Below are 14065 nucleotides of genomic sequence, written 5' to 3'. Positions count from 1 at the left end.
GAGGCAGCGATGGCTGAAGATTCAGGTCAAGAACGCACCGAAGAACCCACCTCAAAAAAGATTAGTGATGCCAGAAAGAAAGGTCAGGTCGCTCGTTCAAAAGAGCTGGGAACCACCTTTGTATTAATTTTTTCGGCTGTGGCGTTGATCCTTTATGGTGCGGACATTGCGAAAGGGTTGTACAACATTATGGGCCGCATGCTGACACTAAACCGCAACGAAACCTATGATACAACTAAAATGTTTGCGGTGTGGGGAGATGCCTTTTCAGAATTATTCTTCCCTATGTCAATGTTTGTTTTAATTATTCTTGTGGCAGGAGTGATCGGGAATACGCTCTTGGGCGGCTTTAATTTTAGCTGGGAAGCTGCTGCACCAAAAGCGAGTAAAATGTCACCGATGAAGGGCATTAAGCGCATGTTAGGGCCACAGGCAGCGGTGGAATTAATTAAGTCCATTTTGAAATTCGTGGTGGTTGCAGGTTTTGCTATTTTATTCATTAAGTGGTTGTTTTACGACATTTTGCACCTTAGCATCGAGTCCATCCCTGGGAGTATTATCCATTCACTGGAAATTTTATCTTGGATATTTTTGGCACTCAGTTGTACGATGATCATCATTTCAGCTATTGATGCACCATATCAAAGCTATAACCACCACAAACAGCTAAAAATGACACTTCAAGAGGTTAAAGACGAGTACAAAAACTCTGAAGGTGACCCGCAAATTAAAGCGCGGATTAGAAGAACGCAGCGTGAGATGTCGCAGCGCAGAATGATGCAAGATGTGCCTGACGCGGATGTGGTAGTTACAAACCCAACCCACTATTCTGTGGCGTTAAAATATGACACCGAAAAAGCAGGTGCCCCGATGGTGATTGCGAAAGGTGTTGATGAATTGGCGATGCAAATTCGTAAGGTCGCTAAAGGTAACGAAGTCCCAATTGTCGAGTCGCCTGTGCTTACTCGTTCTCTGTATCATACAACAGAAGTAGGGGACCAGATCCCAGATCAGTTGTTTACCGCTGTTGCACAGGTACTGGCTTATGTATTCCAGCTGAAAAAATTCAACAAGGGGCGCGGTCGAAGGCCTACAGAATTAAATAAAGACTTACCAATTCCAGATAGCATGAAACACTAATAGTTGGAATGAAGATTGCTTTAACTTATCTGCGTCAATAAATTGAAGTTGATAAGTTATGGATTTTAAAGCGGTTCTACAACAAATAAATAGAGACAAAAAAGATTATGCAAAAGGTATTGGTACGCCGTTACTGGTACTTGCAGCATTGGGTATGGTTATTCTACCCATGCCCCCATTCTTGTTGGACATCTTATTTTCATTCAATATCGCACTTGCGCTAGTTGTGTTGTTGGTAACCGTTTACACCATGAAGCCACTAGAGTTCGGTATGTTCCCTGCAGTTCTGCTTATTGCAACCATCATGAGGTTGGCGCTGAATGTAGCGAGTACGCGAGTTGTTTTACTTGAAGGCCATAACGGTGGAGACGCAGCCGGTAAGGTCATTGAAGCATTTGGCTCGGTTGTAATTGGCGGTAACTATGCTGTTGGTTTAGTCGTATTCTTAATTCTTATCATCATTAACTTTGTTGTAATCACCAAAGGTGCTGGCCGTATTTCTGAAGTATCAGCACGTTTCACTTTGGACGCAATGCCGGGTAAACAAATGGCGATTGATGCTGACCTAAATGCGGGTTTCATCTCGGCAGAAGATGCAAGAGCAAGACGAGATGAAGTGACGCGAGAAGCAGATTTCTACGGCTCGATGGATGGTGCTAGTAAATTTGTGAAAGGGGACGCGATAGCTGGTATCGTGATCCTAGCAATCAATATTATTGGTGGCTTGTTTGTTGGTATGGTGCAGCACGATTTAACGTTTTCTCGTGCAATGGAAGTGTACACTTTGCTCACCATTGGTGATGGGCTAGTCGCTCAATTACCATCTTTACTGCTTTCTATCGGTACCGCGATTGTTGTGACTCGTCAGAACGAATCTCACAATATGGGTGAGCAAGTAACACAGCAACTAGGAAACGAGAAGTCTTTATATATTGCCTCTGGCATTTTGATTGTCATGGGTTTAGTACCGGGGATGCCACATGTGGCGTTCTTAGGGCTTGGCAGTCTCATCGGTGGGTTGGCCTACTATTCTAAGCAACACAAAGCAAAAGCAGCAGCTGAGCAAGCAGAACAAGAAGCACAAGGAACTCAGGTTGCAAACAAGCAGCAGGATCAAAAAGAGCTAGGCTGGGATGATGTACAGCCAGTAGATGTAATTGGTTTAGAAGTTGGCTACCGCTTAATTCCATTGGTAGATCAAGCGCAGGGTGGTGAGTTATTAAACCGCATTAAAGGTGTTCGTAAGAAATTATCGCAAGAGCTCGGTTTCTTGGTTCCGCCAGTACATATTCGTGACAATCTAGAGTTGGATCCAAACGCTTACAAGATTACTTTAATGGGAGTAGGCTCTGGCGATGGCGAATTAAAGCATGGTGACGAGCTTGCAATTAACCCCGGTCAGGTTTTCGGTCCGATTCAAGGTGTAGCTACTAAAGACCCTGCTTTTGGCCTTGAGGCGGTTTGGATTAAACCTGACCAAAAAGATGAAGCACACTCACTGGGTTATACCGTTGTGGATGCAGCAACCGTTGTTGCGACCCACATTAGTCAGCTATTGACTAATAATGCTTCACTGCTGCTTGGCCATGAGGAAGTTCAAAACTTACTAGACATGCTCGCTAAAAGCCATCCTCGCTTAGTTGAAGGTCTGGTACCAGATATTCTTCCACTGACGACAATTGTAAAAGTACTACAAAACTTACTCAATGAAGGCGTCGCAATTAGAGATATGCGTTCAATTGTTCAGACGTTAGTTGAGTACGGCCCACGTAGCCAAGACCCAGATGTACTAACGGCTGCAGTAAGAATTTCACTACGCAGATTGATAGTTCAAGACGCTGTTGGAAACGCTGACGAGATACCTGTCATAACATTGGCGCCCGAGTTGGAACAGATGTTGCATCAGTCACTTCAGAACGCAGGTGATGAGGGGGCAGGCATTGAGCCAGGTCTTGCAGAGCGACTTCAAGGTTCATTGAGAGAAGCGCATCAAACGCAAGAAATGTTAGGCGAGCCGTCCATCTTATTAACCTCAGGTATGTTAAGAAGTGTTTTATCAAGATTTGTCAAACATACGATCCCTGGTTTGAGAGTAATGTCATATCAGGAAGTACCAGACGAAAGACAAATCAAGATCATAAGCTCTGTTGGGCAATAGAGGAACGAGGTGCTGAGTCATGAAGATTAAAAGATTTTTTGCAAAAGATATGCGTACAGCTTTAAAAGAAGTTAAAGATGAGCTAGGCGCAGATGCAGTGATTATGTCTAACAAAAAGTTAGCTGATGGTGTAGAGATTGTCGCTGCCATCGATAATGACAGAGTGGCTGCAAAGCCACAAGAAGCTGCACCTCACGCAAATGTTGAATCTGCGCCGCCAGCTCAGTCTACTTACAGTCAACCAGCTAGAGTTGTAAAGCCGCAAGCTCGTCGTGCCCAACCTGAGCCTCAAGCTAGAGTTGCAGATAGTCTAGAAGCGCTGTTGGAGCGCCAAGCTCCTAAACCTCGTTCGCCAGAGCTTGCGTCTATGTTCTCTCAGTCAGGAATCGATACCGGTGACCTTTTCGCTGCAAAAGAAGCGCAAAGCTCTAGTTTTCACAAACCTGAATTTCAGCAAGCGACTCGCCAACCTGCTAGCATGACAGCACCCAGAGAGCAGGCTGCAACACGTCCAATTCGCCAACCAGAGCCTATTGCATCTGACTGGGGGTTCGATGATGATTTAGAGACAGATTTTGATGCTCAGCCAGTGGTAAATGAAGCGAAGCAGGATGAAATGAGCTCAATGAGAGATGAGATGAATGCGATTCGTCAGCTACTTGAGTATCAGCTTTCTGGATTGATGAAGCAAGAAATGGAGCGTCGCGATCCAACTAGAGCCTGCTTGGTCGATAGACTTCAAGGTATGGGCATCAGCGCAGATGTCGCTGAGCAAATGGCATGCTTCATCCCTGATGACGTTTCTCGTAAAGAAGCTTGGAACGCATTATTGAATATGGTTGTTAATCAGATGCATACGACTAATAATGATATTCTGCGTCAGGGCGGTGTTTATGCTATGGTGGGCCCTACAGGTGTTGGAAAAACCACGACAGTGGCAAAGCTGGCAGCATTAGGCGCACAAAAATATGGCGCAGATAAAGTAGCGCTAATTACAACAGATACATATAGAATTGGCGCTTACGAGCAGCTAGCAACTTATGGTAGAATCATCGGTTGTCCGGTTAAGCAAGTTAAAGATGCAAACGAGTTAGCAGAAGTTCTTTATCATTTGCGCAATAAACGTCTAGTATTAATAGACACAGCGGGTATGAGTCAAAGAGACCTTCGCTTGACTGAGCAATTAAATACATTGATGCGCAGCTCTAGAGTTGATATTCGCAGTTACCTTGTACTGAGTGCAACATCTCAAATGCATGTTTTGCAAGAGACAGTAAATCACTTCAAAAAAGTGAATCTAAGTGGTTGCATTTTTACAAAACTTGATGAATGTCTAAGTTTGGGTGAGATTATTAGTATTGCGATTCAAAATCGCTTGCCAATAGGGTATCTTACCAACGGACAGCGAGTGCCAGAGGACATTCGTGTAGCAAATGCTCAAAAATTAGTAAAAAAGGCTGAGCAATTGTATTTAAAAAGAACAAAAGCACAACATTCACGACGTGAAGCAGTGGCGTCCCAGACAGTAGGAATGTATGATTAATACAGTTTTAGATCAAGCAAGTGGCCTGCGTAAAATGAACCAAAAAAGTAACCACGGGGTAAAAGTAATAGCAGTAACTGGTGGTAAAGGAGGAGTCGGTAAGACCAATGTTTCATTGAATACTGCAATTGCGCTAGGACAACAGGGCCATCGAGTTTTAGTTTTGGATGCCGATTTAGGATTGGCAAACTGTGACGTGATGCTAGGTCTACGGGTCGAGCGCAATTTATCACATGTTCTATCAGGTGAGTGCGAACTTGATGAGATTTTGGTTGAAGGACCGGCTGGCATTAGAATAGTGCCTGCTACTTCGGGCTCCCAAAATATGGTGGAGCTGAGTCCAGCTGAGCACGCTGGGCTTATTCGTGCCTTTAGCGAATTAAGTAACGACTTTGACGTGCTTATTGTAGACACTGCCGCCGGTATTTCGGACATGGTGTTAAGTTTCTCCCGCGCAGCGCAAGACGTTATGGTTGTTGTATGTGATGAACCAACTTCAATCACCGATGCTTATGCTTTGATTAAAGTCTTAAGTAGAGAGCATGGTGTATACAAATTTAAGATAGTTGCTAACATGGTACGTAGCCTTCGTGAAGGTCAAGAATTGTTTGCTAAACTCTCTAAAGTGACGGACAGGTTTTTGGATGTGGCTTTAGAGCTGGTAGCGACGATTCCATTCGACGAAAATATGCGTAAATCTTCGAGGCGTCAAAAAACCATCGTAGAGCTCTATCCCAACTCTCCAGCCGCCGTGGCGTTTAGAGGATTGGCTAGCAAAGCCGTTAAATGGCCTGTTCCCCATCAACCGTCGGGGCACTTAGAGTTTTTCATTGAGCAATTAGTTAACGGGTAATTATGGCTACACCGGTCAATCGAATGGCGGGATATCAATCAGCGGACCACTTGAACAAAGTGGTCGAGCGTCATACACCTTTGGTCAAAAAAGTCGCATGTCATTTGCTTGCTAGGTTACCTGCTAGCGTTCAGCTCGATGATCTGGTCCAATCAGGTATGATTGGATTAATCGAAGCAACGAAAAACTTTGATGCGAGCAAAGGTGCAAGTTTTGAAACGTTTGCCGGTATTCGAATTCGCGGCGCAATGCTTGATGAAATACGGCGTGGAGACTGGGCACCTCGCTCGGTCCACAAAAATAGCCGATTAGTTGCTGAAGCGATAGCAGAGCTTGAGTCCAGTTTAGGTAGAGAGCCTAAAGACACGGAAATTGCTGAAAAACTTGATATTCCTTTAGATGAGTACCATCATATTTTACATGACGTAAATGCAAGTAAAATTATTGGAATAGAAGACCTCGGTGTCGACCAAGATGTAATTTCACCTGCAGACAATGATTTAGCGCTAGACAAACCATTCAATAACGTTAAGAATGAGCGCTTTAATGAGTCGCTGATAGATGCAATAAAAACATTACCAGAACGAGATGCGATGGTTTTGTCTTTGTACTACAACGATGAAATGAATTTAAAAGAGATTGGCCACATCTTAGATGTAAGCGAGTCTCGAGTGAGTCAGATTCATGGTCAGGCAATGATTAAACTCAGAGCTAAAATTAATGACTGGATCAATTAGAGTACGTTTTAATTTTTTTATAGGTTCAAACCTCACCGGAGGAAGTTTTGGATAAGAACATGAAAATTCTCGTGGTTGATGATTTCTCTACGATGAGAAGAATAATCAAAAACCTGTTGAGAGACTTAGGCTTTACAAATGTTCAAGAGGCTGATGACGGCAGCACTGCGCTTCCGATGTTGCAAAATCAAGAATTTGACTTTGTTGTTACCGATTGGAACATGCCAGGTATGCAAGGTATCGATCTGCTAAGAGCTATCCGTGCAGACGACAGCCTAAAACATATTCCTGTTTTAATGGTAACCGCTGAAGCCAAAAAAGAACAAATCGTTGCAGCTGCACAAGCTGGTGTTAATGGCTATATCGTAAAGCCATTCACTGCTGGAACACTAAAAACCAAGTTAGAAAAAGTTTTTGAACGCTTAGGCTAGTAACGAGTTAAGGATAGGCTTATGTCAGAATCCTCTGCGCCACAAATTACATTAGAACAAGCGAAACAACTTGTTGAGTATCTCGAGAATGGTGATCAAGAGAAGGCCGATCAAATACTAATTGAAGCAACCAATAAAGAGCAATCTGAGTTATTTGCTGAAGTCGGTAAGTTGACGCGTCAATTACACGAATCTCTGAAAAACTTTGAGTTAGATACTCGCTTGTCAGATCTAACTACAGAGGCTCTTCCGGATGCTAAACAGCGTTTAAATTATGTTATGGAAATGACAGAAAACGCTGCTAATAAAACAATGGATGCAGTGGAAGCGAGCCTACCGCTGGCTCAAGAACTAGCTGATGAGCTCTCAGAGATAAAACCTACTTGGGATAGGTTAATGAGTCGTGACATACAGCTGGGAGAATTCAAATCTCTCTGTCACGACTTAAACGATTTTATGCAATCTTCGCAAGGCCGTACAGACGAATTACAATCGTTGATGACGAACGTTTTAATGGCTCAAGACTACCAAGATTTAACGGGTCAGGTTATACGTCGAGTCATTGAACTTGTCAGAGAAGTTGAAGACAGCTTAATACATCTGTTAACCGTATTTGGTACAGCAGAAGTGGGTCAACTTAGCGCGGCTCCAAAACCACAAGAAGTAGTTGAAACCACTGATGAACTATCCGGTCCAGAAGGGCCAATCATTGACGCAGAAGAGAGAGACGATGTGGTCTCTGGTCAAGATGAAGTTGATGATCTGTTATCTAGTTTGGGTTTCTAATAGGAGAGTATAATAATGAGCTTTGAAGTCGATGAAGATATCTTACAAGACTTTCTTGTTGAAGCTGGAGAAATACTCGAACTGTTATCTGAGCAACTAGTTGAATTAGAAAATAACCCAGATGACAAAGATTTACTGAACGCAATATTCAGAGGGTTCCACACCGTTAAAGGTGGAGCTGGGTTTTTGGGCATGAATGAGCTTGTTGACGCTTGTCATGGTGCTGAAAACGTCTTTGATGTGTTGAGGCAGGGACAGCGCTCAGTTAATCCTGAATTAATGGATGTAATCTTGCAGTCTTTGGACACTATCAATGATATGTTCGCCTGTATTCAAAATCGCGAACAACCTGAGCCTGCAGACCAAGAGTTACTCGATGTTCTACATAAGCTTAGTCAGCCAGAGTCTGCTGATGAAGCGCCAATCGAAGCAGCTGCTCCAGCCGCACCTCCTGCACCACCAATAGTTGAAGAAACACCACAAGAAGCACCTGTAGAAAATGATGTTTTCTTTGATTTAGATGGTAGCAGCGATGACGCGACAGATGAGAAAGCAAGTTCTGATAGTATCGATGAGATAACTGAAGAAGAATTTGAAAGTCTGCTTGACGAATTGCACGGAGCAGGTAAAGCACCTACACCAGAAGGTCAAGCTGACGCCGTGCCTAAAGCTGAAACACCTGCGGCCCCTAGTAATGCCAATGATGGTGACATCACCGATGACGAGTTTGATAGCTTGCTAGATGAACTTCACGGGGTTGGAAAATTTGGGGCTGGTACGAGTGAACCTGCGCCAGCAGCACCTGCTGCTCCACCTGCAGCACCAGCAACGCCTGCGGCATCAGCAGCTGATAGTGGCGATGATGAAGAAATTAATGATGATGATTTTGAAGCGTTGCTGACGAACTTCATGGTAAAGGACAAGCACCTAAAAACTTAGAAGATGGGGCTGAAAAAGCAGCAGCTCCTAAAGCGCCACCACCGCCTCCGCCAGCGGCCGCACCAAAACCAGCTCCTAAGCCGGCTGCAGCTGCAAAACCAGCTCCGGCGGCGAAACCAGCACCTGCACCAGCGAAGTCAGAGCCTAAAGCCGCAGCGCCTAAAAAGCCAGCGGCACAAGCGGAAACAACTGTAAGGGTTGATACTAAGCGATTAGACCAAATCATGAACATGGTTGGTGAGCTTGTGCTTGTGAGAAACCGGTTAGTGAGCCTTGCCAATAACAGCAACAGTGAAGCCATGGGTAAAGCAATATCGAACCTCGATGTTGTAACTGCGGATCTTCAGGGTGCTGTTATGAAGACGCGAATGCAGCCGATTAAAAAGGTGTTTGGCCGATTCCCTCGTGTTGTACGAGATTTAGCGCGAAGCCTCAAAAAAGACATTAATTTGATTCTTGAAGGTGAAGACACCGATTTAGATAAAAACTTAGTGGAGGCGCTGGCCGATCCACTGGTTCACCTTGTTCGGAACTCGGTTGACCACGGTATTGAAATGCCGGATGTGCGTGAGGCAGCAGGTAAGGCTAGAACAGGTACGGTGACACTTTCAGCCTCTCAAGAAGGTGACCATATTCTATTAACTATCAGAGATGATGGTGCAGGTATGGACCCAGAAAAACTGAAGAAAATTGCGATTAGCAAAGGTGTTATTGATTCAGACCAAGCTAGTCGATTATCTGACACTGAGGCTTATAACTTAATTTTCGCGCCAGGCTTTTCTACAAAAGAACAGATTTCTGACATCTCCGGCCGTGGTGTTGGGATGGACGTTGTTAAAACAAAAATTACTCAGCTTAATGGTCAAGTGAACATTCAGTCTGAACTGGGTGTAGGTACTATTTTAGAAATCAAGGTGCCGCTGACGTTAGCTATCCTACCGACATTAATGGTAATGGTAGGAGAGCAAACATTTGCTTTACCTCTGGCTGGCGTAAGTGAAATCTTCCATTTAGATTTGACCAAAACAAATGTAGTTGATGGACAATTAACTATTATTGTTAGGGAAAAGGCTATTCCGTTATTTTATCTGGAGCATTGGTTAGTTAAAGGCACCGATATAAACCAGAAAAAAGCAGAAGGCCATGTAGTAATAGTTCAGATAGGTACTCAGCAAGTCGGCTTTGTTGTTGACTCGTTAATTGGTCAAGAAGAGGTGGTTATTAAACCTCTTGATTCACTTCTTCAAGGTACACCTGGTATGGCGGGCGCTACAATCACCTCCGATGGTGGTATAGCTCTCATTCTTGATGTACCGAGTATGTTGAAGCATTACGCGGGCAAGTAGTCTAAATCACTACTTGCTAACACCGATATAGTGGTGCCACGTGCACCACTTTTCGGATCTGTAACATAAAAAAGAGCGATGCCAATGGCAGTTAAAGTATTAGTAGTTGACGACTCAAGTTTTTTTCGTCGTCGTGTAAGTGAAATACTAGAAAAAGATACTGGAATTGAGGTAATTGACTTTGCAGTCAATGGCCAAGAAGCTGTAGAGAAGGCGAGTAAGCTACGACCAGATGTGATAACGATGGATGTTGAGATGCCTGTATTAGACGGCATTAGCGCTGTTAAAAAAATAATGCAGAGTAATCCAACGCCAATTTTAATGTTTTCTTCATTAACTAGAGAAGGCGCAAGTGCAACATTAGATGCTCTAGATGCAGGCGCTGTAGACTTTTTACCGAAAAAATTTGAAGATATTGCGCGAAATAGTGAAGAAGCCATACGTGCACTACAGAACAAAGTAAAAGAGATAGGACGTAAGCGTGTAAGCCGATTTACTCGGCCCATTTCTCCATCTAAACCTGCGTCTACTTCGAGTACTACAAGTTTTTCACCAAAGCCTGCTACCAGCGTTCGCACAAGCTCTACGGTCGCACAGCCAGATAGAAGCTTCCAGAAAACGGCACCAGAAACGACTCCTCAACGAAGTTTTAAAGCATCTGGCAAGTCGTATCAAGTGGTTGCAATTGGCACCTCTACCGGTGGCCCAGTGGCATTGCAAACGATTTTGACACAATTGCCAGCTAATTTTCCCCATCCCATTCTATTAATTCAGCATATGCCGGCGGCGTTCACTCCTGCTTTTGCGCAAAGGCTTAACAGTTTGTGCAAAATTAAAGTGAAGGAAGCTGAACAAGGTGACAGGTTAATGCCCGGTGTTGCCTACCTAGCGCCAGGCGGTAAGCAAATGATGGTTGAATCTCGCGGCGGTACTAAAACATTAAAAGTATTCGAAGACGATAGCCCAAGAATTACTTATAAACCTTGTGTCGATGTTACTTTTGCAAGTACTGCTAAAGCCTATTCAGGGGATGTATTGGCAATTGTTTTGACAGGCATGGGCGCTGATGGCAGAGATGGTGCGCGCATGTTGAAGCAGGTTGGTGCAACGATATGGGCGCAAGATGAAAAAACTTGTGTGGTTTATGGTATGCCTCAAGCTGTGGCGGCAGCTGGTCTTTCATCTGAGAGTTTGGCTCTACAGGACGTAGCGTTGCGTATCAACAAAGAATTAGGTATTGCTTAAGTTATACTACTTGTTAAATACAGCTTAGCCATGAAAAATCACAAAGGAATAGAATAATAAAGTGAAAATTTGGACGGTTGCTAATCAAAAAGGTGGTGTGGGGAAAACGACCACAACGGTCAGCCTTGGTGGTATTTTGGCTGCGCAAGGAAAAAAGGTATTGTTGATAGATACCGACCCCCATGCTTCTTTGACATATTACTTTGGTATTGATTCTGAAGACCTTGAAGTGAGTGTGTATGATATTTTTATACGTGGCTCAAATATGGCGAGTGAGGAAATACTACAAGCTTTGTGTCCATCGACGGTAGAAAACCTGGATATTCTACCTGCGACAATGGCTATTGCCACTCTGGATAGGAGTATGGGTAACCGTTCTGGCATGGGCCTTATTTTGAAAAAAGCGCTAGCAAAAATCAGTGATTATTATGATTACGCGATTTTAGACTGCCCTCCTGTACTAGGGGTTTTGATGGTCAATGCTTTAGCCGCAAGTGAGCGTATTTTGATCCCTGTTCAAACCGAGTTTTTGGCACTAAAAGGGTTAGACAGGATGATGCGGACGATGACATTAATGCAAAGTTCGCATTCTAAGCAATATCAATATACTATAGTGCCAACAATGTACGATAAGCGTACCAAGGCATCTTTAGAAGCATATAAGTCTCTTGTAGAATCTTACAAAGACAAAGTGTGGCCCGGCGTGATCCCAGTAGACACCAAATTTAGAGATGCAAGTTTAGCTCAACAAGTGCCTATACAGTTTTGCCCTAAATCTAGAGGGGTGTACGCGTACAAGGCGTTGTTAGAGCATATTGGTGAACTGGAAAGAGGTAATAATGAGTAAGCACCTGTTTGCGAACGAACAAGTGATGAAACAATATCTAGGAGCCTTGCTACAAGAAGAGGACGAACAGGATGTTGCGCTTGCACCCGTTGCTAGGTTGCTGGAGTCTGTGCCAGATGCGCAAAAACAAGTACAGACTGCTCCTGAGGTAAAAGTCCACGAGCAAGTTGAGACAAAGACAGAAGTTCAATTAGAAGAGAAAGTTGAGCCTAAAGTTGAGCCGATTGTAAAAGATCTACAAGAATCTACAGTGGCACCAGCCCAAGAGCTTGAGATAACTGAAAATACAACTATTATCAAAGAACAAGCACCAGCTTTGAGCGCTGCTAAGGATGCCTTCATTGAAGGTGAGTTCCAAGCATTGTTCTTTGAAGTAGCGGGTTTGACACTTGCGGTTCCATTGCAGTCCCTTGGTGGTATCCACCAATTGACAGAAGTAAACCAATTATTTGGTAAGCCGAAGTGGTTTAAAGGGGTGATGCTCAACAGAGAAGAAAAGCTTAATGTGGTGGATACGGCTCGTTGGGTTATGCCTGAAAAGTACACACCTGAGCTTGAGGAACAGCTAAATTACCAATACCTCATTATGCTGGGAGATAGCCCTTGGGGGTTATTGGCTGAAAAACTGGTAAACAATATCACACTGACTGCTGACGACGTCAAATGGCGAACAGCATGTGGAAAGCGCCCATGGCTTGCGGGCGTGATTAAAGAGAAAATGTGTGCGCTTATTGACGTAGAGAATTTAAATAGGTTGCTAGAGCAAGGCCTCGATAGCCGAGAGCAGTAACTAGCATCAATCTGGAGTTTAATCATGAGTCAAGAAAGAATACTTTCTGCAGATAAAAATGCCGATAGTAATGATGAAGTCCTACAGTGGGTGACATACAAGCTAGAGGAAGAAACTTACGGTATCAATGTGATGCAAGTGCAGGAGGTACTTCGTTACACTGAAATCGCGCCAGTACCGGGTGCACCAAGCTATGTGCTGGGTATAATCAACTTGCGTGGTAACGTAGTTACTGTCATTGACACGCGCGCACGGTTTGGGTTGATGAGTGCGGAAGTAACAGATAACTCTAGAATTGTCATCATTGAAGCTGAAAAGCAGGTTATCGGTATTTTGGTTGATAGCGTTGCTGAAGTTGTATACTTACGCAGTTCAGAGATTGACAGTGCGCCAAACATAGGCACAGAAGAAAGTGCGAAGTTTATCCAAGGCGTATCTAACCGAGAAGGTGAACTACTAATCTTGGTCGATTTGAACAAACTACTCAGCGACGATGAGTGGGATGAGTTGAGTCATCTGTAACTCGTGGCTGCAGTAACTTTAGACGATATTTTAGTCGTACTAGTCATTGCCTCAAGCTTTATCAGTCTTTTATGCTTGGGGCTTTTGTTTGTTTTTAGTAAGCGTGTACAACAAGGTCAACAGCATTTTGCTAGGCTTCAAAAGCAAACACAAAGTGATGCTGAGCAAATCAGCATCCTGAGAAGTGAAATTGCCGAGGTGAGAGCCAGCGTATTGAGTATCGGTAAACGATTGGTTGCTTGTGAGGGGTTCGCTAAAGAGCTTGCTCAGCAGCAAGCGGCTCAAAAATACGATGATCCGGACGCTAAAATATACTCCAGAGCTGTTAAAATGGTGGAGTTAGGCGCTGACCTCGAAGAGATTATGAGAGAATGTGAACTGCCAAGAGCAGAAGCTGAATTGCTCATGTCTCTGCACAACAAATCACAATAAAAAGGTGCCTAGAGCACCTTTTTTAATGGTTCCGCAGATTTTTGACGTCTAGTAAAGTGATTTAAACACCTCTAATACCCCTCAAGTTAATCTATAACAGTTTCAAAATAGTGCTTTCACGAAGCCTGTTCAGCACAACTAAATCAGGACACTTTTTTAAGGAATCTTTTCCATAATCCGCTGGTGATAAATCACCATTAGCCGTATTTCGTCTTTCTAAGTTGATTAGCGCACATAAGCAGTTACGTTTCTCATATGTTCTTAAGTTGGCTGAGACACTTTTAGAGGTAGCTAAT

12 protein-coding genes and 1 pseudogene are annotated in these 14065 nt (G+C 43.7%); all 13 read left to right on the top strand.

Annotated features, from left to right (window positions below; all coding sequences use genetic code 11):
- Window positions 1–9 precede the first annotated feature (9 nt).
- The 13 genes and pseudogenes from flhB (at window position 10) to A7985_RS08210 (ending at window position 13769) form a co-directional block, all read left to right on the top strand.
- Window positions 10–1140, top strand: coding sequence for a flagellar biosynthesis protein FlhB (gene flhB, locus A7985_RS08270; RefSeq protein WP_065789918.1), 1131 nt, complete (start codon window positions 10–12; stop codon window positions 1138–1140).
- Window positions 1141–1198: 58 nt separating this feature from the next.
- Entirely contained in the window at window positions 1199–3298 is a 2100-nt protein-coding gene (flhA, locus tag A7985_RS08265) for a flagellar biosynthesis protein FlhA (RefSeq protein ID WP_065789917.1), read from the top strand.
- Window positions 3299–3317: 19 nt separating this feature from the next.
- A complete protein-coding gene (gene flhF / locus A7985_RS08260; RefSeq protein WP_065789916.1) occupies window positions 3318–4841 on the top strand; it encodes a flagellar biosynthesis protein FlhF in 1524 nt (507 codons plus the stop codon).
- Window positions 4834–5694: a MinD/ParA family ATP-binding protein gene (locus tag A7985_RS08255; protein WP_023401816.1), complete on the top strand. Its 861-nt coding sequence runs from the start codon at window positions 4834–4836 to the stop codon at window positions 5692–5694. Before flhF ends, A7985_RS08255 begins: the two co-directional genes overlap by 8 nt.
- Before the next feature lie 2 nt (window positions 5695–5696).
- Window positions 5697–6431 carry an RNA polymerase sigma factor FliA gene (locus tag A7985_RS08250; protein ID WP_065789915.1) on the top strand — a complete coding sequence of 245 codons (735 nt, stop codon included), beginning with the start codon at window positions 5697–5699 and terminating at the stop codon, window positions 6429–6431.
- 47 nt (window positions 6432–6478) lie between these two features.
- A complete protein-coding gene (gene cheY / locus A7985_RS08245) occupies window positions 6479–6862 on the top strand; it encodes a chemotaxis response regulator CheY (RefSeq protein WP_010364893.1) in 384 nt (127 codons plus the stop codon).
- Window positions 6863–6883: 21 nt separating this feature from the next.
- Window positions 6884–7648, top strand: coding sequence for a protein phosphatase CheZ (locus tag A7985_RS08240; RefSeq protein WP_065789914.1), 765 nt, complete (start codon window positions 6884–6886; stop codon window positions 7646–7648).
- 15 nt (window positions 7649–7663) lie between these two features.
- A pseudogene (locus A7985_RS08235) lies at window positions 7664–9933 on the top strand (chemotaxis protein CheA).
- Window positions 9934–10017: 84 nt separating this feature from the next.
- Entirely contained in the window at window positions 10018–11178 is a 1161-nt protein-coding gene (locus tag A7985_RS08230) for a protein-glutamate methylesterase/protein-glutamine glutaminase (RefSeq protein ID WP_065789913.1), read from the top strand.
- Window positions 11179–11239: 61 nt separating this feature from the next.
- Complete coding sequence (locus A7985_RS08225) at window positions 11240–12025, top strand: ParA family protein (RefSeq protein ID WP_065789912.1); 786 nt, start codon at window positions 11240–11242, stop codon at window positions 12023–12025.
- Window positions 12018–12815 carry a chemotaxis protein CheW gene (locus A7985_RS08220; protein WP_065789911.1) on the top strand — a complete coding sequence of 266 codons (798 nt, stop codon included), beginning with the start codon at window positions 12018–12020 and terminating at the stop codon, window positions 12813–12815. Before A7985_RS08225 ends, A7985_RS08220 begins: the two co-directional genes overlap by 8 nt.
- A gap of 24 nt (window positions 12816–12839) precedes the next feature.
- On the top strand, window positions 12840–13337 hold the full coding sequence (locus A7985_RS08215) for a chemotaxis protein CheW (protein WP_023401824.1): 498 nt from the start codon (window positions 12840–12842) through the stop codon (window positions 13335–13337).
- 3 nt (window positions 13338–13340) lie between these two features.
- Window positions 13341–13769 carry a DUF2802 domain-containing protein gene (locus A7985_RS08210; protein ID WP_065789910.1) on the top strand — a complete coding sequence of 143 codons (429 nt, stop codon included), beginning with the start codon at window positions 13341–13343 and terminating at the stop codon, window positions 13767–13769.
- The last annotated feature ends 296 nt before the right edge of the window (window positions 13770–14065 follow it).

Origin of the sequence: Pseudoalteromonas luteoviolacea, from assembly GCF_001696455.1 — a bacterium.
Lineage (GTDB): Bacteria > Pseudomonadota > Gammaproteobacteria > Enterobacterales > Alteromonadaceae > Pseudoalteromonas > Pseudoalteromonas luteoviolacea_C.
The sequence above is the reverse complement of the archived record's forward strand: the minus strand, read 5'-3'. Positions and strand labels throughout refer to the sequence as shown.